This window comes from Martinezella sp. CNPSo 3890 (genome assembly GCF_057784455.1).
The window spans coordinates 515,555-541,036 of sequence record NZ_JBXSOR010000003.1; the positions used below are offsets into that span (position 1 = coordinate 515,555).

The window sequence follows — 25,482 nt, forward strand, 5'->3', positions numbered from 1 at the left end:
TCGCAATAGTACTGTTCTCTCAACCGAAATTGCGCGAAAGACGAGACATCTTCGTGGATCACACCCTTCTGCAATCCACGCTTCGCGAATTGCAGGTCATCCAGCGTTCACCGCGCTTCTGGGCGACCTTCGTTACGATCGTCCTGATCTTTGCCTTGACCGGACCGTATGGCACCCTTGAAAGGCTGATGCCGGGAGCAAGACTGTGTTACTGGCTTGCGTTGCATGCCATGGCTTGGTCGATCGCGATCGTCTTCTCCATCGTCGCCGAAATTCTGCTGCGGAGATATGTGGCGAGCATGTTCGCCCGGATGATGATCGGTTCCATCGCCGCCGCATTGCCGATCGGCTTCGGCATCACGCTCGTCGATTTCGCATTCTTCGGCACATTGCCCACGGTAGTCGGCGGCCTGCACCAGTCCCTCGGATCGATATCCCTCTGCGCCCTCTTCTGTATTCTCGCCTATATGACCATGCATCGGCAGATAGCGATCGCAGCTGGAGGAACAGAGCTCGAGGAGACAAAAACACGATCCGTCGCGACTGAGCATCAACCGCCGGCATCGCAGCCGCCGATTCTCCTGCGCCTAAAGCCGGAAAATCGGGGAGCCCTGATAAGGCTTACCGTTCGCGATCACTACACCGAGGTCGTCACAAGCCGTGGGCGCGAACTCATCCTGCTGCGCTTTGGCGATGCGCTTACGGAACTCGGCAATACGGAGGGCATACGCCTCCACCGATCCCATTGGATCGCGACGGACCACGTCGACCGGCTGAAACGCGACAACGGCAAGCTTTTCGTCATCACGCGCGACGGCGTGGAAGTGCCTGTCAGCCGCTCTTATGCCGAAGCCGTCCGGCACCGTTTCGGCTGACGACGGCACCGCGGCCGACAGGCCCATTCCAACCCGTAGTGCGCCTCCCGGCAATTCAGGCCCAGGAAGAGAGACGCTTTTTTTCAAATGCTCCCACGGCTTATGAAAGCCGTAAAGCTATTCTTTACGATCACAACCGTTGGTCTTAAAAAAATCAACCGAGTGCACGTCTACGTTCTTTAAATGCGGCCGATCGGCACCTAACTCTTTCTTCGCGCCTATATTCTTTACGTTGTATCCCTTACATATGTGGACAACCGCGATACCGCGCCTGCGTGTTTGCGGCTGATCGACCTAGACCGGTGGTATCCTTGAATATGCGGGCGCATGAACGCGCATTGCGCAGGGGGTTTTATGAAGCGATCGATGAGTGTGTCTCTGCTGCTCATGGGAACAGCGGCATTGGCGGGCTGCGGGCAAAAGCAAGACACCGTCCAGATATACAAGGACGTCGACGCGTGCATCGCGGGGGATGTCTTTTCCGCCGACGAATGCCGAACCCAATTTGCCGCAGCCGAGGAGGAGCGCCAGCGAAATGCGCCCGCCTACGAAACAGCGGCTAATTGCGAAAAGGATTACGGCGTTGGCAGATGTCAGCCGGCAACCAGCGCTCATCAGGCCGGAACGGGTCACTTTATTCCCTTGTTGGCCGGCTATCTCGTCGGCAGCGCCGCCAGATCGTTTAACGCCAAAGCACTTTACCAACCGCGTGGGAGCAGCGACTTCCGAACGGCCGCCGGACGAAGCCTTGCGAATGGCATGTTGCTTGGAAAAACAGTCTATGCGGAAAGAAAGGACGACAATACGCAATCGTCTTCCTCCAGTGGCGGCGGCGGTGGTGGCGGTGGTTCCTGGGGGAAGTCTTCCGAACGATCGACACCCTCAGCCAGCACGGTGGAACGCGGCGGCTGGGGCTCTCGCGGCTTCCACCTTTCGAGCTGACGGGTGAACGGATGAAACGTATTATCATGAATGAGCGGCCGGATTGGAAGGCCGACGCCGAAGCCTGTGGCTTCACCATCCATTCCATGTACGGTCAACGCTATTGGGATGAGAGACACGCCTACGCGTTTACCCTCGAGGAAGTAGAGACGAAACTCGAAGAACCCTCCGCCGAGTTGCTGGACATGTGCTATGCGGCGGTCGAACGGATCGCTTCGGACGATGAATTGATGCGCCGGCTGGCCATTCCGCCGGCCTATCATGACGCCGTACTGCGTTCCTGGCACAATCGGGAACGTGACCTCTACGGCCGTTTCGACCTCGCCTATGATGGGAACGGTCCGGCAAAGCTTCTTGAGTTCAACGCCGACACGCCGACCAGCCTGTTCGAAAGCGCTGTTTTCCAGTGGCGATGGCTGGAAGACATGAAGCGGCGCGGCGAACTCCCCTCCTCGGCAGACCAGTTCAATTCCATTCATGAACGCCTGATCGACGCGCTGCGCCTTCTCGCTGCGCCGTCGGGTCGCATGCACTTTGCCGGTATGCTGGAATCGGAAGAAGACCTTGTGACGCTGAACTATCTTGTCGATTGCGCCGCACAGGCCGGCTGCGAGACGAAGCTGATCGCCATGCCCGATATCGGCGTCGACGACGGCCACCGGCTGATCGATCTTCAAGACGAGCCCATCGACTGCCTGTTCAAGCTCTATCCGCTCGAAGATATGGTGCGCGAGCCCTTCGGCCGCCATCTGCCCTCAACTCCCACGCGGGTCATCGAACCGCTATGGAAACTGACACTGTCCAACAAAGGATTGCTGCCGGTATTGTGGGCAATGTTTCCCGGCCATGAAAATCTATTGCCTGCCTATTTCGAGGACGATCCGCGTATCGGCAATCTCGGCGATCGTTATGTCCGTAAACCGTTGCTTTCGCGCGAAGGCGCGAATGTGACGCTCGTCAATCACGAAGCCGGCGTCGGTACATATCACGTCGAGGGACCCTATGGTGAAGAAGGATATATCAGACAGGCATTACACCTTCTTCCCCGCTTTGGCGATGATTGGACCGTCATCGGATCCTGGATCGTTGCCGGTCAGCCGGCGGGTATCGGCATCCGCGAGGACGATACTCCCGTCACGCGCGACACCTCACGCTTCGTACCCCATTATATCGAGAGCTAGTTGATCGATAGCATCAGTATGGGTTGCCCTTACCCGGCGTTTGGCCGCTCCATGACGATCTCGGCAGAATTCATGTCGATTCCGCCATTTATGGGGTTCCGTTTGCAAATACATTTGCCTATAAGCCGCTTCTAGCCTGAAAATATTGCCCATAGCGCCCCCGGCCGGTGACCTCCCACCCTGGCCGGTTTTTGGCGCAACGAAAAAAACGGATGTGAGCCCATGCCGAAGCGCCAAGATATCAAATCGATCCTCATTATCGGTGCAGGACCGATTGTTATCGGACAGGCTTGCGAATTCGACTATTCGGGCACGCAGGCCTGCAAGGCGCTGCGAGAGGAAGGCTACCGCGTCATCCTCGTCAACTCCAACCCGGCAACGATCATGACCGATCCGGGTCTGGCGGATGCGACCTATGTCGAACCCATCACGCCCGAGGTCGTCGCCAAGATCATTGCCAAGGAGCGTCCGGACGCGCTGCTGCCGACCATGGGCGGCCAGACTGCACTCAATACCGCGCTGTCACTGAAGCGCATGGGCGTGCTCGACCGTTACAATGTCGAGATGATCGGCGCCAAGCCAGCCGCCATCGACATGGCCGAAGACCGCGCTCTCTTCCGCGAAGCCATGGCCCGCATCGGCCTCGAAACGCCGCGTTCCATGCTGGCAAACGCCACCGATATCAAGGACGCCGACCGCAAGACGCATGAGGCCGAGCGGAGCAAGCTGAAGGCATCTCTTTCTGGTCCTGAGCTCGACAAGGCGCTCGACGAACTGGAAAACCAGTGGAACCTCGGCGAAAGCGATCGCAAGCAGCGCTATATGAGCCACGCCATGGCAATTGCCGCGCAGGCACTCGATCATGTCGGCCTGCCCGCTATCATTCGTCCATCCTTCACACTCGGCGGCACCGGCGGCGGTATTGCATACAACCGCTCGGAATTCTTCGAGATCGTCGGCGGTGGCCTCGACGCCTCGCCGACTACCGAAGTCCTGATCGAAGAATCTGTGCTCGGCTGGAAGGAGTATGAGATGGAAGTCGTTCGCGACAAGGCGGACAACTGTATCATCATCTGCTCGATCGAAAACATCGACCCCATGGGCGTTCACACCGGCGACTCGATCACGGTCGCTCCCGCGCTGACGCTGACGGACAAAGAATACCAGATCATGCGCAACGCCTCGATCGCGGTTCTGCGCGAGATCGGCGTCGAAACCGGCGGCTCGAACGTACAGTTCGCGGTCAATCCGAAGGACGGTCGCCTCGTCGTTATCGAAATGAATCCGCGCGTGTCGCGCTCCTCAGCACTTGCCTCGAAGGCAACCGGCTTCCCGATCGCCAAGGTCGCCGCCAAGCTCGCTGTCGGCTACACCCTGGACGAACTCGAAAACGATATCACCGGCGGTGCAACCCCGGCATCCTTCGAGCCGTCGATCGACTACGTCGTTACCAAGATCCCGCGCTTCGCCTTTGAAAAATTCCCCGGTGCTTCCCCGGTTCTGACCACGGCCATGAAGTCGGTGGGTGAAGTCATGGCGATCGGCCGTACCTTCGCGGAATCGCTGCAGAAGGCGCTACGCGGCCTCGAAACCGGCCTGACCGGTCTGGACGAGATCGAGATCCCCGGCATCGAGGAAGGCGAAGGCAGCCAGAACGCCATTCGCGCCGCCATCGGCACGCCGACGCCGGACCGTCTGCGTATGGTTGCCCAGGCGCTGCGCCAGGGCATGAGCATCGAAGAGGTGCATGAAGGCTGCAAGATCGACCCATGGTTCCTCGAGCAGCTGAAGAACATCGTCGATATGGAAGAGCGCATCCGCGAGCACGGCCTGCCGCAGGATGCCGCCAATCTACGCATGCTGAAGGCCATGGGCTTCTCCGATGCGCGCCTCGCGACACTAACCGGCAAGCGCCCGAAGGAAGTAGCCGAACTGCGCAATTCGCTGAACGTCCGCCCGGTCTTCAAGCGCATCGATACCTGCGCCGCCGAATTCGCCTCGCCGACGGCCTATATGTACTCGACCTATGAAACGCCCTTTGTCGGCACCGCTCGTTCCGAAGCACAGGTTTCCGACCGCAAGAAGGTCGTTATCCTCGGCGGCGGCCCGAACCGTATCGGACAAGGTATCGAGTTCGATTATTGCTGCTGCCATGCCGCCTTCGCGCTGAAGGATGCCGGCTATGAAGCGATCATGATCAACTGCAACCCAGAAACGGTTTCGACCGACTACGACACATCGGATCGTCTATATTTCGAGCCGCTGACCGCGGAAGATGTTATCGAAATCTTGCGCGCGGAGCAGGAAAAGGGCGAAGTCGTCGGCGTCATCGTCCAGTTCGGCGGCCAGACCCCGCTGAAGCTCGCCGAAGCCCTGGAAAAGAATGGTATCCCGATCCTCGGCACCGCTCCTGACGCGATCGACCTTGCCGAAGACCGCGACCGCTTCCAGAAGCTCTTGATGAAGCTCGATCTCAACCAGCCGAACAACGGCATTGCCTACTCCGTCGAGCAGGCACGCCTCATTGCCTCCGAAATCGGCTTCCCGCTGGTCGTGCGCCCGTCCTACGTTCTCGGCGGCCGCGCTATGCAGATCATCCATTCGGAAGGCCAGCTACAGGGTTACCTGCTCGATACCGTTCCGGAACTGGTGCCGGAAGACATCAAGCAGCGCTACCCAAATGACAAGACCGGCCAGATCAACACGCTGCTCGGCAAGAACCCGCTGCTCTTCGACAGCTATCTGACCAACGCCATCGAAGTCGACGTCGACTGCCTCTCCGACGGTACCGACGTCTATGTCGCCGGCATCATGGAACATATCGAAGAGGCCGGCATCCATTCGGGCGACTCCGCCTGCTCGCTGCCCCCTCGCACGCTCTCCGCAGCCATGATCGACGAACTCGAGCGCCAGGCGAAAGCAATGGCCAAGGCTCTGAATGTCGGCGGCTTGATGAACGTGCAGTTCGCCATCAAGGACGACACGGTCTACGTGCTCGAAGTGAACCCGCGCGCCTCGCGTACCGTGCCCTTCGTCGCCAAGACCATCGGCGCGCCGATCGCCAAGATCGCCGCGCGCGTCATGGCCGGCGAGAAGCTGGATGCGACCTTTGCCGCCTATGGCGAAAAGCCCGATCCGCGCAAGCTGAAGCATATCGCCGTCAAGGAAGCCGTCTTCCCCTTCGCGCGTTTCCCCGGCGTCGACACTCTCCTCGGGCCGGAAATGCGCTCGACCGGCGAAGTCATCGGCCTCGATACGGATTTCGCGCTCGCCTTCGCCAAGTCGCAGCTCGGCGCCGGCGTGGAACTGCCGCGTGACGGAACGGTTTTCGTCTCGGTTCGCGACGACGACAAGCCGCGCGTGCTGCCGGCCATCCGCATGCTGGCCGAACAGGGCTTCAAGGTGCTCGCAACCGGCGGAACGCAGCGTTTCCTTGCTGAAAACGGCATCGAAGCGACCAAGATCAACAAGGTCCTTGAGGGACGGCCGCATATCGAGGACGCGATCCGCAACCGCCAGGTCCAGCTTGTCATCAATACGACCGACAGCAACAAGGCGATCTCGGATTCGAAGTCGCTGCGCCGGGCGACGCTGATGCAGAAGGTGCCCTACTACACGACCATGGCTGGCGCCGAAGCAGCTGCCATGGCGATCAAGGCGCTGAAAGCCGGAAACCTCGAGGTACAGCCGCTGCAGAGCTATTTCTGACGCAGCCAATTCGACGCGGGGAGCGTGAGCAGGATAGCCGGCTCACGTTCGTTGCGGCCCCGCCAGCCGATCGAATGGTCGGGGAGCTTCAGCAAGGGCTTCTCCTTAAACCTTCGAATTTTCTGGCATTCGTCTGTCGCAATCTGCTATAGGTGACAGAATAACGGCTCTGGATGGTTCCGAAGTACCCCTTCGGGACCTGTTTTCTTTTGTGTCTGCAGCAGAGCAACACAGGGAGTGAAGGACAAGAAAAATGGTTGAAAAGGTACCGATGACGCAGAACGGGTTCGTCAAGCTGCAGGAAGAGCTGCGCTGGCGTCAGCAGGAAGAGCGCCCGCGAATCATCGAGGCAATTGCAGAAGCGCGCGCCCACGGCGACCTCTCCGAAAATGCCGAGTACCATGCAGCCAAAGAAGCTCAAAGCCACAATGAAGGCCGCATCACAGAGCTGGAAGACCTAACGGCGCGCGCCGAAGTCATCGATCTCACCAAGATGTCCGGCTCGAAGATTAAGTTCGGCGCCAAGGTCAAGCTCGTCGACGAAGACACCGAGGAAGAAAAGATCTACCAGATCGTCGGCGATCAGGAAGCCGATGTGAAGGCCGGCCGCATCTCCATCTCCTCCCCGATCGCCCGCGCCCTGATCGGCAAGGAAGTCGGCGATTCCATCGAGGTCAATGCACCCGGTGGCGCCAAGGCCTACGAAATCCTCTCCGTCTCTTGGGGCTGATCGCCCGTGCGCGATCGCGAGACAGCGCATGCGAGCGATCTCCATGAGATCGAAATCATAGCAACGAATTTCAAACGCCGGCTTTCCGGCGTTACGTCTACGATCGTGCAGCTCATCCCCAAGCAGGTCGAGCTCGGCTATCATATCGCCACACTCGGCCCCGGCCTGCCGGAAAACCTGCCGAGGCTCGGTTGGCTCCGCCTGCCCGGTCTCTGGATGAAGCCGCGCCGCTATCGCCTCCGCGTTTGGCATGCCCGCCGCAACAACGAAATGCTTGTGGGTTTGCTGCTGCGCTCCGTTCTGCGCATGCGCCTGAAGCTTGTCTTCACCTCCGCAGCCCAGCGCCGCCACACCGGCTACACGCGCTGGCTGATCCGCCGCATGGATGCCGTGATCGCCACCAGCACCCGCTCGGGCAGCTTTCTCGAAGTGCCGCACACCGTCATCCAGCACGGCGTTGACCTCAACAGCTTCCATCCGCCGGAAAAGCCTGACGACCGCATGGCCGCAACCGGCCTGCCCGGCACCTATCTGATCGGCTGCTTCGGCCGCGTCCGCCATCAGAAGGGCACGGATCTCTTCGTCAAGGCGATGATCGAGCTGTTGCCGCGCCATCCGGACTGGACCGCCGTCGTCTGCGGCCGCGTGACAGCTGAGCACCGCAGTTTTGGCGAGCAGCTGGAAAAGATGGTGGCCGATGCTGGCCTCACCGATCGTATCCGCTTCATGGGCGAAGTCGACGATATCAAGCCCTGGTATCGCCGCGCCACCCTCTATGTCGCCCCTTCCCGCAACGAGGGTTTTGGCCTGACACCGTTGGAAGCCATGGCCTCCCGCACCGCTGTCGTCGCCTCTGATGCCGGCGCCTATGCCGAAATGATCGTACCGGGCGAAACAGGCGCCGTGGTGCCGGCGGGCGATGGCGAGACCCTGACTAGAGCGATCGCCTTCTATCTTGCCAATCCAGAGGAAACCCTTCGCCAGGGCGAAAATGCCGTGCGCCATGTGCGCAGCGAGTTCGCTTTGGAAAAGGAAGCGACCGCTATCGGCGAGGTCTACAAGCGGCTGCTTGGCGCCAACAAGTGAACGGACCGATCAGCGGCTAAGATCAATATGGTTGCGCTCGATGAATTCGATCATCGAACGATCCTCCACCATGTCTTCCTCGATGCTTTTGACGATGGACAGGACCTTGTCCCGATATTTGGTCGCACTGCTGTCATAGGTCCACCCCCGCGCCAGCTTCTCCATCAGTTCCTGCCGGGATTTCGTATAGTAGTGGTTCAGCTGCAGAAATCGGTTTGAATAGAACTCAGGGGACTTGCGTGCACGCCGAGTAAACCGCTTGCCGGCGTCATTGGCTGTCAGATCGCCATAGGCACGCGTCTGGAACTGGTGCACACTGACTTCGGTGACTTCGCATGGATCAACGATGCATTTGAAATTGCTGACATTTTCCTTTGCTGTCATCGGATCGGCGCCGCGCATCGTATAATTCAACGTCAAAGGTCCGTCCGGCGGTGTCTCATGGCCGCTGGTCGCAAACATATGCCAGGGCAGCGAGACATTCGGGAAATCGCCGACGACCTCCAGCGCCTGCTCGACCGTCGCGGCGTCCTTCGGCAGCAGGAATTCGTCGACATCGATGAACGCCATCCAACGATAATCGCCGCCAAAATTCAGGATCGCATGGGCGAAGGTGATGACCTGGCCGTTCAGTACCGCTGATGTCGCCGCATCGCGCATGCGCCCAGCCCAGGGAATAATCGTCAACGCGTCTTCGGAGAGTAGGCTTCGAAGAAGCAAGCAGGTCTCGTCCGTCGAGCCATTATCATAGATATAGAAGTGGCGAATGCCGACTGCCTGATGAAAGCGCACCCATTCCTCGATGTAACGGGCTTCGTTCTTCACGCAGGCGGCAATAGCGATGCCATGGCGCCCCGCCCTCGGCTCCGGCGGATCGATGGACAGCTTCTTGGCGTCGGACGCCTTGGGTTTCAGCCAGCGCATAAGCTTCATTCCATCGACCCTAATTTCAAAGCAGCCTCGCCGACTCCATCGAAGATCACGCCCGCGGCTTCAATGCAAACCTGTCGTCGTAACCAAAATCATATTTGAGCAATGCCGAAATGCGGGAGTAGTTGACGAAAGAGACGCCGCGCTCGGCTGCGATCTGCCGCGCAAGCACCAGATGCTCGATGATACGACTCTCTGCCCGCGCAATGCCGGAGAACGCCATGTCGCTGGAAGTCTCATAAAACCGCGGCTCGCCGGCATTGGATATATCGATCCCCAGGAAGCCGACCTGCTGCTTTGCGCAATAAAGGGCAAATTGCAGGGCCGAGACGGCGACGGACCCACCCAAAAACACTCCTCGGTCCGGTGAGAGCGAAAAACCTGCGGACCCCTCGGTATTCAATCGCACATATTGCAGTTTCTTGAGGTCGTCGACCGAACGGCGGCGCGCCCCATACGGCTTGCGGATATCGTCGATCAGGATGATGGTCTTGTCTGCCAGCCAACTTTTGTCGATTTCGCACAGCGCACGCAGCACCGCCACGGAAAACAGGCAAAGAGAACCGGGAGCCACCTTCTCGCGCAGCATGTCGAGATGTCGCCAGACAAAACGCTCATCCTCGACGGCAATTGCTAAAGGCTCGCCGATCCGGTCGCCAGACAGGCCGATGGCACCGTTCAAAAGAATGGCACTGCGGAATTCCAGACCACTCAGATCGCAATCGCGAATTGATGGACCCGAGCCGACGATGTAGACCGCATCGCCGCAACGTTCGCGCAGACGATCCATGCCGGCAAGGCTTGCAACCTTGGCGCCGCGGTAAAGCACCTCGCTGACATTCTGGCTGCGAACGATGCTGAGCCCCGGAAACCAGTCCTGCACATGAGCCCGGGAGCCGCCTAGAAAGAGGCGCACGCCAGACTTAATCACCGACCGATGCCAGGGGCGATCCGCCATTCGCCTAGAGCTCCACCAGGCCGAGCTTCTTGACTTGCCGAATGGTCAGCATGGTGCGCACGGTGTCGACATGTTCATTCGCCGTCAGAACTTCGATGACGAAATCCTGGAAACGAGTGAGATTTTCCGCAACGCAGTGCAGCAGGAAATCGCTGTCGCCGGACACCATCCATGCCTGCCGAACCAGCGGCCATGCCGAGGTTGCGCTGGCAAAAGCCTTGAGGTTCGCTTCCGACTGATGCTTGAGGCCGACCATGCAAAAAGCCACGAGATCGAAGCCCAATTTCGGGCTGTTCAACATGGCGTGATAGCCTTCAATAACGCCGGCTTCTTCCAATTTGCGCACGCGGCGCAGACATGGCGGCGCCGAAATGCCGACCCTGTCTGCGAGCTCGACGTTGGTCATGCGTCCGTCCCGCTGGAGTTCCCGCAGAATCTTGATATCGATGGCATCGAGCTCAGCGCGAAGCACTTTCTTGCCTTTCTTTAATTCCCCCTCGCCAGCTTCTATATAAGGCAGGAAAATACGCAAGAAAGTTTCTCTCGCGTAGTTGATTCTTACACAAAGCAGATTTGCTCTGTGTGTAATGCAAGGCTGCCCTTGAATAAATGCATAAGGCAATCATAAATGAAGCCGCGGATCGCGAAATCGCCTGCTTTGCGCGCTTGAAGCCGCGGTTTCCCAATCGCCGAAATTGAAAGGACTGACTATGCCTGCCCGCCACACAAAGGTGCTCATCATCGGTTCCGGCCCAGCCGGTTACACCGCGGCGGTTTACGCCGCGCGCGCGATGCTGCAGCCGGTTCTGATCGCTGGTCTCGAACAGGGCGGCCAGCTGATGATCACGACCGATGTCGAGAACTATCCGGGCTTTGCCGATCCTATCCAGGGACCATGGCTGATGGAGCAGATGCTTCAGCAGGCACAGCATGTCGGCGCCGAAATCGTCAACGACCTCGTGACCGAAGTCGATACCAGCAAGCGTCCTTTCGTTGCCCATACAGATAGCGGCCAAGTCTGGACCGCCGACACGCTCATCATTGCCACCGGCGCCAAGGCGAAATGGCTGGGTATCGAGAGCGAACAGCATTTCCAGGGCTTCGGCGTCTCCGCCTGCGCCACCTGCGATGGCTTCTTCTACCGCAACAAGGACGTGATCGTGGTCGGCGGCGGTAACAGCGCCGTTGAAGAGGCGCTCTATCTCTCCAACATCGCCAAATCGGTGACCGTGGTGCATCGCCGCGATACTTTCCGTTCGGAAAAGATCCTGCAGGAGCGCCTGTTCGCCAAGGCAAACGTCAAGATCCTCTGGAATACTGAGGTTGCCGAAATCACCGGCACGCCCGCCAAGCCGCCGATGCCGCCATCGGTCACGGGCGCACGCCTGCGCGATGCGCGTACCGGCGCCATCACGGAAATGCCGATCGACGGTGTCTTCGTTGCCATCGGCCATGCGCCGGCGACCGAGCTCTTCAAGGGCAAATTGAAACTCAAGGACAATGGCTATCTCTGGACCGCTCCTGATTCGACCGCGACCAGCGTCGAAGGCATCTATGCCGCGGGTGATGTGACCGATGATACATTCCGCCAGGCGATCACGGCAGCCGGGATGGGCTGCATGGCCGCGCTTGAGGCGGAACGCTATTTGACCGGGCACATGCCCGTCGCCGTGGCTGCGGAGTGATGCAGCCGATGAGGGGAAACGGCATGCCATTGGATTGGGATAAGCTGCGTATCTTTCACGCGGCTGCCGAAGCGGGTTCATTCACGCATGCGGCCGACAAGTTGCACTTGTCTCAATCCGCCATTAGCCGGCAGGTCAGCGCTCTCGAGCAAGACGTTGGCATTAAGCTTTTCCACCGCCATGCGCGCGGCCTCATCCTGACCGAACAGGGTGAGCTGCTCTATCGCACGGCCCATGACGTTTTGCTGAAGCTCGAAACGGTCAAGATGCAATTGACCGAAACGACCGACAAGCCGAGCGGCAAGCTGCGCGTGACGACCACAGTCGGTCTCGGCCAGGGCTGGCTCACAGACAAGATCCAGGAATTCCTGCAGCTCTATCCGGACATGCAGATTCAGCTGATCCTCGACAACGAGGAGCTGGATGTGAACATGCGCCATGCGGACTGCGCCATCCGTCTGCGCCAGCCGCAGCAATCGGATCTCATCCAGCGCAAGCTCTTCACCGTGCACATGCACGTCTATGCGGCCCCCTCCTATATCAACCGCTACGGCGAGCCGCAGTCGGTAGAGGATCTAGACGAACATCGCATCATCAGCTTCGGCGAGCCGGCACCAAACTACCTGCTCGACGTCAACTGGCTGGAGATCGCCGGCCGGTCTTCGGACAACAAGCGCGTGCCGCACCTGCAGATCAACAGCCAGACGTCGATCAAGCGCGCCTGCCTGCTTGGTATCGGCATCGCGGTATTGCCTGACTATATCGTCGGCCGCGACCCCGGCCTCATTCAGCTTGCCATCAATGCCGACGTGCCGTCCTTCGACACCTATTTCTGCTATCCCGACGAGATGAAGAACGCGGCCAAGCTCAAGGTTTTTCGTGATTTTATTGTCGCGAAGGCTCGTAACTGGAACTTCTGACGAAGGTAAGTCACTGATAACGAACTCTTTTTACGGCTAGTATATCAGCCACGCATATGATGCATAGCTGATATGCACAAATGAGAGTTGAAGCCTGCCCATTTAACTACCATATCGCACATAGCTGATGCACACGGTGGCTTTTCCTCCCAGTTCCACCGCATTGGCTGTTCCCCTCTGGAGGTTTTTGACCTTCATACCTATAGGGCCCTGGTTCACTCCGGAGGCCCTTTTTTTTGCCCTTTTGCCGCCGACGTAGCAAACGCATAACTGCCATGCACAAAAAAGCATTGCGCACTGCACAAATTAGCATCATAACGCACTCAGCTGATGCACACGGTGGCTTTTCCTCCCAGTTCCACCGCATTGGCTGTTCCCCTCTGGAGGTTTTGACCTTCACACCTATAAGGGCCCTGGTTCATTCCGGTGGCCCTCTTTTTTTGCCTAATTTCTAAGCACGCACGTCGACGGCCTTGCCGAAAATAATCTTCAGCGTCGCCCTTGATATATCGAAAATCGTCGATACATAAATCGCAATTATTCGATATTCATATGGTGAACGCCATGGACAAGAACGAGATATTGAAGGCTCTGGCCCACCCGGCCCGGCTCGAAATCCTCAATCACCTCAAAGATCCGCACACCCATTTCCCGACCCAGGAGCACCCGTTGGAGCTCGGCGTCTGCGCTAGCCAGTTCGAGCGCTGTGGCCTGTCGCAATCGACCGTCTCAGCGCATCTCGGCACGCTGCATCGCGCCGGCCTGGTGACGACGCGGCGCCTTGGCCAGTGGATTTTCTACAAGCGCAACGAGGAAACGATCGCCGAATTCCTCGCGGCCATGCAGAAGGAACTCTGAAAATGTCTGCTGCGCTCCCTGTATTTGCGCCCATGCCCCCCGTCACCGACGCAATCTTCCCCGAGAAGCTGCTGCCTTAACCACCATAGTTCTTCGGACCTGGCGATCGCCTCGTCCTGATTTCCCCGCCCCCTATAGAAAGGACGATCCATGACCAAATTATTCGAACCGACGAAGCTGGGTGATATTTCCATCGCCAACCGCATCGTCATGGCACCTCTGACGCGCAATCGCTCGCCGAATGCAGTGCCGAATGAACTGAACGTAAAATACTACGCCCAGCGCGCCACTGCCGGCCTGATCATCACCGAAGCAACGGCGATTACCCATCAGGGTCAGGGCTACGCCAACGTTCCCGGCCTCTACAGCAAGGAAGCGCTCGATGGCTGGAAGAAGGTGACGGATGCCGTGCATGCCAACGGCGGCAAGATCGTCGTGCAGATGTGGCATGTCGGTCGTATCTCCCATACGACCCTGCAGCCGAATGGTGGCAAGCCGGTCTCGTCGACCTCCAAGCGCGCTGAGAATTCGAAGACCTATCTGGTCAACAGCGACGGCACCGGCGGCTTTGCCGATGTTTCCGAACCGCGTGCGCTAGAAACCTCAGAAATCCCGGGCATCATCGAGGATTACCGCAAGGCGGCCCGCGCCGCGATCGATGCCGGCTTTGACGGTGTCGAGATTCATGGCGCCAACGGCTACCTGATCGACCAGTTCCTACGCGGCAACGTCAACGACCGCACCGACCAGTATGGCGGCGCAATCGAGAACCGCGCGCGTTTCCTGTTCGAAGTGGTCGATGCCGTCACCAAGGAAGTCGGTGCCGGCCGCACGGCGATCCGCATCTCGCCTGTCACGCCATCCGGCGATGCCAGCGATCCGGCGCCGCAACAGCTCTTCACCTACGTCGTCGAAGGCCTGGCAAAATATGACCTCGCCTATATCCACGTCATCGAAGGCCAGACCGGCGGTAAGCGCGACTTCCTGCCCTTCGACTATGACGCTCTCCACTCGGCCTACAAGGCTGCAGGCGGCAAGGCCGGCTGGATGGTCAACAATGCCTATACCCGCGAGATGGCGATCGAAGCCGTCGACAGCGGCAAGGCCGATGTCGTTGCCTTCGGCAAGCCGTTCATCTCCAATCCGGATCTCGTCCGCCGCCTGAAGGAAAACGCACCGCTCGCCCAATGGGACCAGGCAACGCTCTACGGCGGCGGCGCCAAGGGCTACGACGACTATCCGACCCTGGACGAAGCAGCATAACCTCTCTGACGGACCGGCCTCTACCCCAGTGGCAAGGCTGGCATAAAGCTAACGATGAGCCCCGCACCAAGATGTTGCGGGGCTTTTCCACTCGCTGTTGTAACCAGTGCCCTTGGACAGAATGCCTGACCGGCGGCTCAAGCTGCCGGAAGACAGCCGATAGAGGCAAGGCTTGCCCTCACCGCCTCATCGATCGGCGTATGCGGCTCCTCGCCAAGAACAGCCACCAGCCTGTCGTTCCGCATCTCCAACGGCACATCCCAGAGATAGCTCATCTCGCGCAGTTCCCGCATGAATGTTACGAAGGGAGAGGCTAGCGGTACGATCCACCAGGGAAATGATTTCACCTTTACCTTGCGTCCAACGACGCGCTGCACGGCTTCGATCATCTGTCTGCCGTCTCCATCCCAGTGACCACGCATATGATAGACGGCGAAAGCCGGCAGCTTATCGCCTTTCTCTATCAGCCGGATCATGGTCTCTGCTACATCAGGCAGATAGGCCCATTGATGGCCGACACCGCGCTTGCCTGGATAGGTCACGGTGCTGATCGCCTTACCCGGCGTCACCATGGCCTGCGAAAACCAGCTATTGGCCCGAGAGCCGCCGAAGAAATCGCCGGCGCGAACGATGATAACAGGCGTACCGCCCTGCTCTGCCGCCGCCCGCAGGCGCCGTTCCATCTGCACGCGGATAGCGCCTTTGCGGGTCTTCGGCCGTTGCGCGCTATCTTCCGTGACATTCGGGAAAACATCGGGACCGAAATTATAAACCGTACCGGGCAGCACGATCCGTGCACCAACCGCCTTGGCGGCGGCAATGGTATTGTCGAGCATCGGCAGGACGACCTTGCCCCAATTGCGATAGCCGGGCGGGTTGACCGCATGCACGATGACATCCGCACCTTGCGCCGCCTTCAGAACATCATCCGCCTGCATGGCATCGCCCTGGAACCAGTCGAACTTCGGCTGGCGGCGAGCCGCCTCGGCCGCATTGCGGTTCAGCGCCCGGATGCGCCAGCCACGAAGGGCAAGCCCTTCCGCGACAGAACCGCCAATGCCACCGGTCGCGCCGAGTATCAGTGCCGTCTTCGTGCTTTCCTTATTGTTGCTCATCGTCATCTCCATCGGTTTCGATGGGCTGACTATGCTTGGTATCGGCGATAAACGAAATTGCTGAAAAATCTGCAGATGATATACATAAATGTATGGCGTCGCTATCTGAACCAAGCTGGGATTTCTATCGCACCTTTCTTGCCGTGCTGGAGCATGGCTCGCTGTCGGCCGCTGCCCGCGAACTCGGCCTGACACAGCCGACGGTCGGCCGTCATATCGACGCCTTGGAACAATCGGTGGGTGCGGAGCTGTTCACTCGTTCGCAACAGGGGCTGTTGCCGACCGACACCGCCCTCGTTCTGAAACCTTATGCCGAGACTTTAGCGAGCACGACCGCCGCACTGTTGCGCGCGGCCTCCGGCTCGAAGGACAAGGTCCGTGGAACAGTGCGCGTCAGCGCGAGCGAAGTCATCGGCACGGAAGTGCTGCCGCCGATCCTTGCCAAATTGCAGGCAATCTATCCCGACCTGATCGTCGAGCTTTCAGCCTCCGATACGGTGGAAGATCTGCTGCAACGTGAGGCCGATATCGCCGTGCGCATGGTCGCACCGGCGCAAGAAGCACTACTCGCCCGGCATATCGGCATCATCTCTCTCGGCCTCTTCGCCCATCGCGATTATATCGAGCGGTACGGCAAGCCCGAAACCCTCGAGGAACTGCGTCGGCACAAGCTCATCGGCTTCGATCGCCAGACTGCCTATATACGCATGATGCTGAAGCGTTATCCGATGCTCGAAGGCGCTTCCTTCAGCTTTCGTTCCGATCACAGCATCGCGCTCCACAATGCGCTGCGCGCCGGCATCGGCATCGGTTTCTATCAGATCCCCTTGGCAAGCCGCGATCCAAACCTCGTGCAGATATTGTCCGAGATAAAGGTGGAGATCGACACCTGGATCGTCATGCATGAAAACCTGAAGACGTCGCCACGCTGCCGCGTGACGTTCGATGCCCTCGTTGCGGGTTTGCTTGATTACATCAAGGAAAACAACGTGGAGAATGGATTTTGACCATGGGAACAGCGGTGGAACTTGTGCCGTACGACCCATGCTGGCCAGGGGATTTCGAACGCATCCGCGAAAAGCTCGAACGATTGCTGGCGCCCTATGTCGTGACGATCGAACATATCGGCAGCACATCCATTCCCGGGATCGCCGCAAAACCGCTCATCGACATCGATATCATCTTGCACAGCTCAGCCGATGTGCCTGCGGCGACCCAGATTCTTCTGCGGGAGAATTACGAACCGCGTGGCAATCGCTATGACGACGATGTCTGGGCCTTCATGCGGCGCGACGGCAGGCCGCCGGAGCGCGTCTATCTCTGCCCGCCGAACAACCGGACCCACGAGCGCCGGGTGATCTTTCGCGATTATCTTCGAGCGCATCCTGCAGAAGCGGCAGCCTATGCCGCGCTGAAATTGGAGCTCGCCGGAATGCATCGACATGATGGCGATCGCTACACTGCCGAGAAACGTCATTTCGTCGACGCGGTTATCGAAAAGGCAGTCGGCCAGCGGCAGATCTAGGCGCCTGGAGCGGTATCCACCGGCGGAAAATGCATCTGGCCGTCGATGACTTCCGTTTCCGGTCGGTCACCGCCATCGGCATATTCCTCATGCCATTTGCCGCTCTCGTCCTGCCAGCTGATTTCGGCTGAATCTCCCCCGATTTGCTGTTCCGCCGCCACGATCCTCGCGGCCTCCACCGCCTCGGAATGTGTTGGAAACGCTTCCGAATAAACGTCACGGAAGCGATAAGCCCACCCACCGTCATGCGGCACGATTTCGTAAACGACCTTGACCATTCAGACCCTCCTTCTCATCTGCCAAGACCTTCGAACCGGACGTTGCCGGCAGAATCGCGTGCATCTGAGACGGGTTCGAGGATGCCGCGACATTGTGATTGGGCAGACCTGTCCGCATAGTATTCCATTAAACCGCGTTAACTGCAAATTTCGCCCTCCTCCCCGCAAGCTTGATGTGCGAAATCCTTGCTTTAGAGTGCAACCGTGAATCGGCGCAAAGGTGGGGAAAGTGATCATAACGAAATGGTTTAAGCAGGAGAAAAACCTGCTAGTGGCACTGGCGATTGCTGTCGTCGCCTATGTCGGCGAGCATTCCATACTGGAAATGGGCCAAGGCACTGCGATGGTCGCCGCCGTGGCATTGATCGCGACGATTGTATTAGCATCCATGCGCGTCGCCCACCACGCAGAGACCCTCGCCGTCAAGGTCGGCGATCCCTACGGCACGATGATCCTCACTCTTTCGGCCGTTGCGGTCGAAGTCATCATCCTCGCCATCATGATGAGCGGCGAGAGTTCGCCGACGCTGGTGCGCGATACCATCTATGCCGCCGTCATGCTCGATATCAACGGCATCCTCGGTCTTGCTGCTCTTCTCGGCGGTCTGAAACATGGCGAACAGCCCTATAATGACGATTCCAGCCGGACCTATGGCGTTATGATCTTGACCGCTATGGGCATTTCGATGATCGTGCCCGAGTTCATCCCGGATGCGAAATGGCACTACTATTCGGCCTTCACCATCGTCGCGATGATCGCCCTCTATGCGCTGTTCCTGCGCATGCAGGTCGGCCGGCACAGCTATTTCTTCAGCTACAGCTATCCGCGCTCGGAGAAGAAACTCGCTGCCGGAGAGGCTGAAGAGCATCATGAAGAAGAATCCACGACAACTTCGATCGTCACGATCTTGATCGGCGTCGTGCTGATCGGCGTGCTGGCGGAATTCATGTCGGCCTTCATGGATACCGGCCTCAAGGGCACGGGCGCTCCGCCCGCCATCGCCGCGATCGTCGTTGCCGCCATCTCCGCCGCACCGGAAATTCTGACTGCTCTGCGGGCGGCGCTCAGAAATCGCATGCAGGCGACAGTCAATATCGCTTTAGGCGCCTCTCTTTCGACCGTCATCCTGACGGTGCCGGTCATGGAGGCGATTGCGCTCTATACCGGCCAGCCCTTCATGATGGCCATGTCGCCAGTGCAGACGGTCATGGTAATGATCACCCTGATCGTCGCCGCCATCAACCTCAACGACGGCGAAACCAACGCCATTGAGGGCATGACCCATTTCATTCTCTTTGCCACTTTCATCATGCTGACAGCGCTCGGTCTTTGATTCCGATTTCAAAGACTTGCGCCGACTGGCGGATTCAAATTGCGAAACGCTTGAATCAGTTGATGAAGATGAAACCGGCAAGCTGAATGCAAAAAGCCCGCCATCTCTGGCGGGCTTTTCAATTGAACGATTATGGCCGCTTACTTGCAGGCGCCGCAGAAGCGCTGGATGCGGCGGCAAGCTTCCTCGAGCAGCTCCTCCGAAGTCGCGTAGGAGATGCGGAAGTTCGGGCCGAGGCCGAAAGCGGAACCGTGGACGACCGCCACACCTTCCGATTCCAGCAGTTCGGAGACGAAATCCTCGTCCGTCTCAATGACCTTGCCGGTCGGAGCCGTCTTGCCGATCAGGCCGGCGCAGGACGGATAGACGTAGAAGGCGCCTTCCGGAACCGGGCAGGAAATGCCCTTCGCCTGGTTCAGCATCGAGACTACGAGATCGCGGCGACCTTCGAAGATCTTCTTGTTGCGCGGAATGAAGTCCTGCGGCCCGTTCAGCGCTTCGACGGCAGCCCACTGGGCGATTGAGGTCGCACCCGAGGTCTGCTGACCCTGGATCATGTCCATCGCCTTGATGAGCTGCAGCGGGCCGGCAGCATAGCCGATACGCCAGCCGGTCATCGCATAGGCCTTCGACACGCCGTTCATCGTCAGCGTGCGGTCGTAGAGGCTCGGCTCGACCTCGACCGGAGTGGCAAACTTGAACTCGCCATAGGTCAGGTGCTCGTACATGTCGTCGGTCAGGATCCAGACATGCGGATGCTTGACCAGCACGTCCGTCAACGCCTTCAGCTCAGCATGCGAATAGGCCGCGCCCGACGGGTTGGACGGCGAGTTGAACATGAACCACTTGGTCTTCGGCGTGATCGCCTTCTCAAGATCGGCCGGCTGAAGCTTGAAGTTGTTGGCCTGTGTCGTGGCAACGAAAACCGGCGTGCCACCGCACAGCGACACCATTTCCGGGTAGGAAACCCAGTACGGCGTCGGGATGATGACTTCATCGCCGGGGTTCAGCGTCGCCATAAAGGCGTTGAACAGGATCTGCTTGCCGCCCGTGCCGACGATGGTCTGCTCGGGAGCATATTCCAGATTGTTCTCGCGCTTGAACTTGGCGGCGATCGCCTTGCGCAGTTCCGGAATGCCGGCAACCGGCGTGTACTTCGTCTCGCCGCGATTGATCGCGTCGATGGCCGCCATCTTGATATTATCGGGCGTATCGAAATCCGGCTCACCGGCGCCGAGGCCGATCACGTCGCGTCCTTTTGCTTTCAGCTCGCGCGCTTTCTGGGAAACGGCGATGGTGGCAGAAGGCTTTACACGGGAAAGAGCGTCGGCAAGAAAGGCCATGGTGATCGGTCCTATTCGGTTGAAAATGGCAGAAAGCCTGTGGACCAGATTTCTGCGCTAAGCTCTATGTCGAATATGGGCCGACGTTTCAAGCACAAAGGCGTCACAGTGGCTTTATTTCATGGGTTTCCGGGCCATGTGCATAAGCTTTCCTTACCCGGCTAGAAGCCTGACCGCGAGCGCGCTTGCCGATTTTGCCCGGACCGCATGGATCGTAGCCAGGCATCGCCGCTCGATCCAAACTTGAATCATTACGCGAAGCGCCTGAATCGGATTCTGAGGATGCTGGGAATTTCTAATAGAGATCAAATACTTCCCTCGGTATCATCTTCCCACGGGGCCGGCCGGATGCCTCTTGCGTGCAAAACGCCTCCCTCGCAAGCAGGCTTGAATGAGCCGAAAAGCATCCATCAGTCAAAAGCGAGAACACAAAGGCGTTATCGGCTCCGCAACTAGCCTTGAATGGCAACTGAACGGCCCCACCTTGCAAAAGCGAGGCTATTGGGAGGTCAGACAGATGCGTGAGGCAAAAGCGGATTCAGGCGGAAACCGATTTGCGATCGCCTTGATGGTCTGTGCCCTGCTGACGGCAACATCGGTGTTTGCCGAACCTATACAGACCATCCAGACGCAAAAGGTCGACGTCAAGGTCGAGACGATCGCGGCCGGGCTGGAACATCCCTGGGCGGTTGCCGTACTGCCCGATGGTGCCTATCTCGTGACCGAACGGCCAGGCCGCATGCGGCTCATCCGTGATGGCAAGATTTCCGCTCCAATCTCAGGCGTCCCCAAGGTTTATGCCCATGGTCAGGGGGGCTTGCTGGATGTGGAACTCGATCCGAAATTCTCCAGCAACCGCACCCTTTATTTCACCGCCTCGGTGGCAGGCGACGGCGGAAGCGGTACGGCCGTATTCCGCGCCACACTATCTCCTGACGAAAAGCAGCTGACCGATGTGAAGCGCATTTTCGTGATGAACAAGCTGTCGCGCGGAAATCTCCAATACGGCTCGCGCATCGCGATCGCCCGCGATGGTAGCCTTTTCGTCAGCCTTGGCGATCGCTTCCAACAGGATCGCGCACAGGATTTTCACGACGATGCCGGCTCCATCATCCATATCGGCGCCGATGGCAGCATTCCTGCCTATAATCCGTTCAGAGACGGAAAGCGTGCCCTTCCCGAAATCTGGACGAAGGGCCATCGCAATCCTCAGGGCATCACCTTCGACAGCCAGACGAACAAACTCTATACGGCAGAGCACGGCGCCCGGGGCGGCGATGAGATCAACACGCCCGAAGCCGGCAAGAACTACGGCTGGCCGGTCATCTCCTATGGCGTCAATTATAACGGCACGAAAATCGGCATCGGCACCGCAAAGGCAGGTATGGAGCAGCCGCGCTTCTATTGGGACCCTTCGATCGCCCCCGGCGCCATTGCAGTCTATCGCGGCAAGATGTTTCCCGAATGGAACGGTGATTTCCTCGTCACGGCGCTGAAGTTCGAGCTGCTCTCACGGCTAAGCCAGAACGGCAAAGGCAAAATCACCGAGCGGGAACGCATGTTTGAGGGAAAATTCGGCCGCTTGCGCGACATAACGGTCGCGCCCGACGGTGCGTTGCTGATCACGACGGATGAAAGCGACGGTGCGCTTCTGAGGATTTCGAGAGCAGCAAGTTAGGCTCAACGCGCCGCTTGGAGCATCTTTCGGCCTTGCCGCAAGCAAAAGCAGCTGCTAACGGTCGGCCTCATTCTTTCCTCCCCTTCCCGCAGGATGCAGATGTCTCGCATACAGGCGAATTTGTTGTTGTTGCTTGCCGCCGCGATCTGGGGCGGCGGTTTCGTTGCGCAATCGACAGCGATGAAGGCGATCGGACCCTTCTGGTTCATCGGCCTCAGATTCGCCGTGGCCACCATGGTCGTCCTGCCTTTCGTGTGGATGGAAAACAGGAAGGCCGCCAAGCCGCTGACGCCTCGCAACTGGCTCTCCTTTCTGCTGATCGGCCTCGCTCTCTTCGGCGGAGCGGCAACGCAGCAGCTCGGCCTGCTGACAACGACGGTCACGAATTCTAGCTTCATCACCGGTCTCTACGTGGTCTTCGTGCCGCTGATCGCCGTTATCTTCCTGCGCCGCTCGCCGCATTGGATCATCTGGCCCGCGGCATTGATGGCGCTTTGCGGCATCTACCTGCTGTCGGGTGGCTCCTTCTCGCGCCTCACCGTCGGCGATTTCCTGACCGTGATCTGCGCACTCTTCTGGGCAGCGCAAATCACGCTCGCCGGCTCCGCCGTCAACGACACCGGCCGGCCGCTTGGCATCTCCGCCACGCAATTTGCCGTCACCGCCGTTCTCGCTCTCGCGGTTGCCGCCGCCATCGAACCAATCAGCATCGCCGATATTAGCGCCGCACTCGGCGAGATCCTCTATGTCGGCATCTTTTCCTCAGGCCTGGCTTTCGCGCTGCAGATCATCGGCCAGCGTTATACGACCGCTCCCCAAGCCGCGATCTTCCTGTCTTCGGAGGCACTGTTCGGGGCTTCACTCGGCGCCTTGCTGCTCGGCGAAACCATCGGCCCTCTCGGCTATGCCGGCTGCGCCTTGATGTTTACGGCGATGCTGGCCGTGGAATTGGTGCCGGAATTGACTCGGCGGCGCGACGCCACAGCATAAAAAACGCCGGAAATGCGCGCTTTTAGGCGCTTGACAGCATGGCACGCCAAAATTTTTCGAACAATCGAAAACGGCTGTTCACACCAGCGGATTTGGGGAAATTTCGCCAAAACTATATCGCGAGCGATGCAAAACCCTTAGAAACTTGTTTCAAAGTGGGAAAATTTGCGAATCGCCTTAACATATTCGCGTTACGGTATTGTGCCTGTTGTGCCACGTTAAAAAACTTTTGCTTGCCAATTTCCCATAAACACAGCACTCTCAACAGTGTTCGGGCATTTTTAGAGCATGGGAAGTCCTAATAGAATTGCGAGCCGGAAACGCTAATATTCCGGTCAGCTTGGTCGAGAAGCGGGGTGGCAAACATCGCATCGAGATCATGCCGAGTTACGGGGACCTTTTCCTTCAAATTTCGAGAACTGCCTGCAAGCGCCCGCAAGGGCAACTGAAGTAATGCTGCCCGTGTGGATGGTGGGCAGAGAGAAAAGGACCTGAGGCATGGCCGAGACTGGCACTGTAAAGTTTTTCAATACCGATAAGGGCTTCGGTTTCATCAAACCGGACAAGGGTGGCGCGGACATCTTTGTACACATTTCTGCAGTTCAGGCTTCTGGTCTGGCAGGATTGTCGGAAAACCAGAAGGTAAGCTTCGACACGGAACCGGATCGCCGCGGCAAGGGGCCGAAGGCCGTCAATCTGCAGATTGCTGGCTAAGACACCTTACGGCTTTCAAATTCGAGTTGAGGCCCGGCAGCAATGCCGGGTTTTGTCATTCAGTCTGCATTCAGTTTGCCACGTATAATTTGCCTCCCATGAAAGGGCGGGAATGACTTTTGTCCCGCTTCCGTTAGAGGATAGGCCAATGACCATACTCGGCAAAACGCTTGTCATGTCCGCCGTCGCGGCGGCATTGACGATCACTTCCATGAGCGCCGCTTCCGCCGGCGAATACTGGCGCCATCATAACCGAGACGGCTGGGCATTCGGCGCCGCCGGGCTCGCAACCGGCCTGATCGTCGGCTCCGCCATTGCCAGCCAGCCGCGCTACGTCGAACCGGCCCCGGCCTATGTCGACCCAGGCTACGACGCTCCTCCCCCTGGCTACTACTATCGCCCAGCACCGCGCCGCGTCTATGTCGAGCGCGACGTCAGCTATTATGCGCCAGCGCCGGCATACGGTCTGCGTCCCTGGTCGTCCGCATGGATGCGCTATTGCTACGACCGCTACAGAAGCTTCGATGGCCGCACCGGCACCTATGTCGGCTTTGACGGCATGCGCCATTTCTGCACGGCCGACTGATTTTCGACAGATAGCCCGAATGAGAATGCAGGAACCGAGGCGCCGCTTTCAAGCGGCGCCTGATTGATTTGTAGCCGCCTCTCCTCTCAGAAAAACGTCTCCGATAGAACGCCGGCGTACGCGTTCTGAGCTGCCGTCCAGACACTCTGTGATAATATCCCGCATGATCACGCTGGCATTATGTGCTCGTTGCCATCATTTTAACCGTGCGGCAAAGGTTTCCAGGTCGAGGATGGGCATCAAAAATCATTTGATCGAAGGTGTTTCGGGAACCGGCAAGACCTCTGTCGCCACCGAACTGCAGCGGCGCGGCTACCATGTCATCCATGGCGATCGGGAGTTGGCCTATAAGGGCGATCTGGAAACGGGTGAACCGCTGGATGCCTCTGCCCTTCGGGAGCACATTGGCGATGTGGCCTTCGGGCACAGACATCACCTTTGGGATGTCGGCAAGGTCAAATCCCTCGTCGCCGATCGAAGCAATCCGACCACTTTCTTCTGCGGCGGCTCCAGGAATTTTCATCGCTTTATCGATCTGTTCGATGAGGTCTTCGTGCTCAACGTAGATCCGGACACGTTAAACCGCCGGCTTGCCACCAGACCGGAAGATGAGTTTGGCGGCAAGCCCGCCGAGCGAGACGTCATCGTGCGATTGCACGCGACGCAGGAGGACATTCCGAAGCATGCGATAAACATCGACGCTACAGTGCCGCTCGCCAATGTTGTCGACGATATTCTTTCCAGATGCTACGGGAATGCGGGGCAAAAGGCCCGCTGGTAACGC

At 58.6% G+C, this 25,482-nt stretch carries 24 protein-coding genes; 18 read left to right on the forward strand and 6 right to left on the reverse strand.

The features are described 5' to 3' along the window. The first annotated feature begins 53 nt into the window (after positions 1-53). From AC13RC_RS12410 to AC13RC_RS12435, 6 genes are all read left to right on the forward strand, one after another. A complete protein-coding gene (locus AC13RC_RS12410; RefSeq protein WP_488557292.1) occupies positions 54-875 on the forward strand; it encodes a LytTR family DNA-binding domain-containing protein in 822 nt (273 codons plus the stop codon). Positions 876-1,229: 354 nt separating this feature from the next. Then, positions 1,230-1,817, forward strand: a complete 588-nt coding sequence (locus tag AC13RC_RS12415; protein WP_488557293.1) for a DUF1190 domain-containing protein — start codon at positions 1,230-1,232, stop codon at positions 1,815-1,817. Between the two features lie 11 nt (positions 1,818-1,828). Beyond that, positions 1,829-2,998, forward strand: a complete 1,170-nt coding sequence (locus AC13RC_RS12420) for a glutathionylspermidine synthase family protein (protein ID WP_488487011.1) — start codon at positions 1,829-1,831, stop codon at positions 2,996-2,998. Positions 2,999-3,220: 222 nt separating this feature from the next. After that, the gene (carB, locus tag AC13RC_RS12425) at positions 3,221-6,706 is read left to right on the forward strand and encodes a carbamoyl-phosphate synthase large subunit (RefSeq protein ID WP_488557294.1); all 3,486 of its coding nucleotides are present in this window, start codon (positions 3,221-3,223) and stop codon (positions 6,704-6,706) included. A gap of 253 nt (positions 6,707-6,959) precedes the next feature. Then, positions 6,960-7,436: a transcription elongation factor GreA gene (gene greA / locus AC13RC_RS12430; RefSeq protein WP_069612629.1), complete on the forward strand. Its 477-nt coding sequence runs from the start codon at positions 6,960-6,962 to the stop codon at positions 7,434-7,436. A 6-nt stretch (positions 7,437-7,442) separates the two neighbouring features. After that, the gene (locus tag AC13RC_RS12435; RefSeq protein ID WP_488557295.1) at positions 7,443-8,522 is read left to right on the forward strand and encodes a glycosyltransferase family 4 protein; all 1,080 of its coding nucleotides are present in this window, start codon (positions 7,443-7,445) and stop codon (positions 8,520-8,522) included. 9 nt (positions 8,523-8,531) lie between these two features. Here the strand turns inward: AC13RC_RS12435 and AC13RC_RS12440 are convergent, their stop codons facing one another. The 3 genes from AC13RC_RS12440 to AC13RC_RS12450 are packed head-to-tail and all read right to left on the reverse strand — an operon-like array spanning position 8,532 to position 10,882. Next, a complete protein-coding gene (locus AC13RC_RS12440; protein ID WP_488557334.1) occupies positions 8,532-9,446 on the reverse strand; it encodes a glycosyltransferase family 92 protein in 915 nt (304 codons plus the stop codon). A gap of 55 nt (positions 9,447-9,501) precedes the next feature. Continuing rightward, a complete protein-coding gene (locus AC13RC_RS12445) occupies positions 9,502-10,410 on the reverse strand; it encodes a glycosyl transferase (RefSeq protein WP_488557296.1) in 909 nt (302 codons plus the stop codon). Positions 10,411-10,414: 4 nt separating this feature from the next. Then, the gene (locus tag AC13RC_RS12450) at positions 10,415-10,882 is read right to left on the reverse strand and encodes an Lrp/AsnC family transcriptional regulator (RefSeq protein WP_015340578.1); all 468 of its coding nucleotides are present in this window, start codon (positions 10,880-10,882) and stop codon (positions 10,415-10,417) included. Positions 10,883-11,120: 238 nt separating this feature from the next. Here AC13RC_RS12450 and trxB point away from each other — a divergent pair, with 238 nt between their 5' ends. The 4 genes from trxB to AC13RC_RS12470 all read left to right on the forward strand — a co-directional run bounded on the left by trxB (position 11,121) and on the right by AC13RC_RS12470 (position 15,136). Further along, positions 11,121-12,095 (forward strand): thioredoxin-disulfide reductase, encoded by a 975-nt coding sequence (gene trxB, locus AC13RC_RS12455; protein ID WP_095435379.1) that lies wholly within the window; start codon positions 11,121-11,123, stop codon positions 12,093-12,095. Between the two features lie 23 nt (positions 12,096-12,118). After that, on the forward strand, positions 12,119-13,015 hold the full coding sequence (locus tag AC13RC_RS12460) for a LysR family transcriptional regulator VtlR (protein ID WP_092711607.1): 897 nt from the start codon (positions 12,119-12,121) through the stop codon (positions 13,013-13,015). A gap of 564 nt (positions 13,016-13,579) precedes the next feature. Beyond that, complete coding sequence (locus AC13RC_RS12465; RefSeq protein WP_069612851.1) at positions 13,580-13,873, forward strand: ArsR/SmtB family transcription factor; 294 nt, start codon at positions 13,580-13,582, stop codon at positions 13,871-13,873. Between the two features lie 150 nt (positions 13,874-14,023). Then, on the forward strand, positions 14,024-15,136 hold the full coding sequence (locus AC13RC_RS12470) for an alkene reductase (RefSeq protein WP_113332265.1): 1,113 nt from the start codon (positions 14,024-14,026) through the stop codon (positions 15,134-15,136). Between the two features lie 137 nt (positions 15,137-15,273). Here AC13RC_RS12470 and AC13RC_RS12475 read toward each other — a convergent pair whose 3' ends face one another. After that, positions 15,274-16,251 (reverse strand): SDR family oxidoreductase, encoded by a 978-nt coding sequence (locus AC13RC_RS12475; RefSeq protein WP_488557297.1) that lies wholly within the window; start codon positions 16,249-16,251, stop codon positions 15,274-15,276. Positions 16,252-16,343: 92 nt separating this feature from the next. Here AC13RC_RS12475 and AC13RC_RS12480 point away from each other — a divergent pair, with 92 nt between their 5' ends. Together AC13RC_RS12480 and AC13RC_RS12485 are read left to right on the forward strand one after the other, a co-directional pair. After that, the gene (locus AC13RC_RS12480) at positions 16,344-17,258 is read left to right on the forward strand and encodes a LysR family transcriptional regulator (protein ID WP_145632449.1); all 915 of its coding nucleotides are present in this window, start codon (positions 16,344-16,346) and stop codon (positions 17,256-17,258) included. A gap of 2 nt (positions 17,259-17,260) precedes the next feature. Then, positions 17,261-17,776, forward strand: coding sequence for a GrpB family protein (locus tag AC13RC_RS12485; RefSeq protein ID WP_145632825.1), 516 nt, complete (start codon positions 17,261-17,263; stop codon positions 17,774-17,776). On the opposite strand, the gene AC13RC_RS12490 is transcribed toward AC13RC_RS12485, so the two are convergent. Beyond that, positions 17,773-18,054, reverse strand: a complete 282-nt coding sequence (locus AC13RC_RS12490) for a DUF2188 domain-containing protein (protein ID WP_092711617.1) — start codon at positions 18,052-18,054, stop codon at positions 17,773-17,775. The genes AC13RC_RS12485 and AC13RC_RS12490 overlap by 4 nt on opposite strands. 271 nt (positions 18,055-18,325) lie before the next feature. Between AC13RC_RS12490 and AC13RC_RS12495 the strand changes: the two genes are divergently transcribed. After that, entirely contained in the window at positions 18,326-19,387 is a 1,062-nt protein-coding gene (locus AC13RC_RS12495; protein WP_371864925.1) for a calcium:cation antiporter, read from the forward strand. Between the two features lie 140 nt (positions 19,388-19,527). Here the strand turns inward: AC13RC_RS12495 and AC13RC_RS12500 are convergent, their stop codons facing one another. Beyond that, complete coding sequence (locus tag AC13RC_RS12500; protein ID WP_113351865.1) at positions 19,528-20,730, reverse strand: pyridoxal phosphate-dependent aminotransferase; 1,203 nt, start codon at positions 20,728-20,730, stop codon at positions 19,528-19,530. A gap of 517 nt (positions 20,731-21,247) precedes the next feature. On the opposite strand from AC13RC_RS12500, the gene AC13RC_RS12505 reads away from it, so the two are divergent. The 5 genes from AC13RC_RS12505 to AC13RC_RS12525 all read left to right on the forward strand — a co-directional run bounded on the left by AC13RC_RS12505 (position 21,248) and on the right by AC13RC_RS12525 (position 25,479). Further along, positions 21,248-22,408 (forward strand): PQQ-dependent sugar dehydrogenase, encoded by a 1,161-nt coding sequence (locus tag AC13RC_RS12505; RefSeq protein WP_269244961.1) that lies wholly within the window; start codon positions 21,248-21,250, stop codon positions 22,406-22,408. Positions 22,409-22,507: 99 nt separating this feature from the next. After that, positions 22,508-23,398 carry a DMT family transporter gene (locus tag AC13RC_RS12510; RefSeq protein WP_488557298.1) on the forward strand — a complete coding sequence of 297 codons (891 nt, stop codon included), beginning with the start codon at positions 22,508-22,510 and terminating at the stop codon, positions 23,396-23,398. Between the two features lie 498 nt (positions 23,399-23,896). Beyond that, a complete protein-coding gene (locus tag AC13RC_RS12515; RefSeq protein ID WP_004116423.1) occupies positions 23,897-24,112 on the forward strand; it encodes a cold-shock protein in 216 nt (71 codons plus the stop codon). A 148-nt stretch (positions 24,113-24,260) separates the two neighbouring features. Beyond that, entirely contained in the window at positions 24,261-24,698 is a 438-nt protein-coding gene (locus AC13RC_RS12520; RefSeq protein WP_488557299.1) for a BA14K family protein, read from the forward strand. A gap of 232 nt (positions 24,699-24,930) precedes the next feature. Then, positions 24,931-25,479, forward strand: a complete 549-nt coding sequence (locus AC13RC_RS12525) for an AAA family ATPase (protein WP_488557300.1) — start codon at positions 24,931-24,933, stop codon at positions 25,477-25,479. The last annotated feature ends 3 nt before the right edge of the window (positions 25,480-25,482 follow it).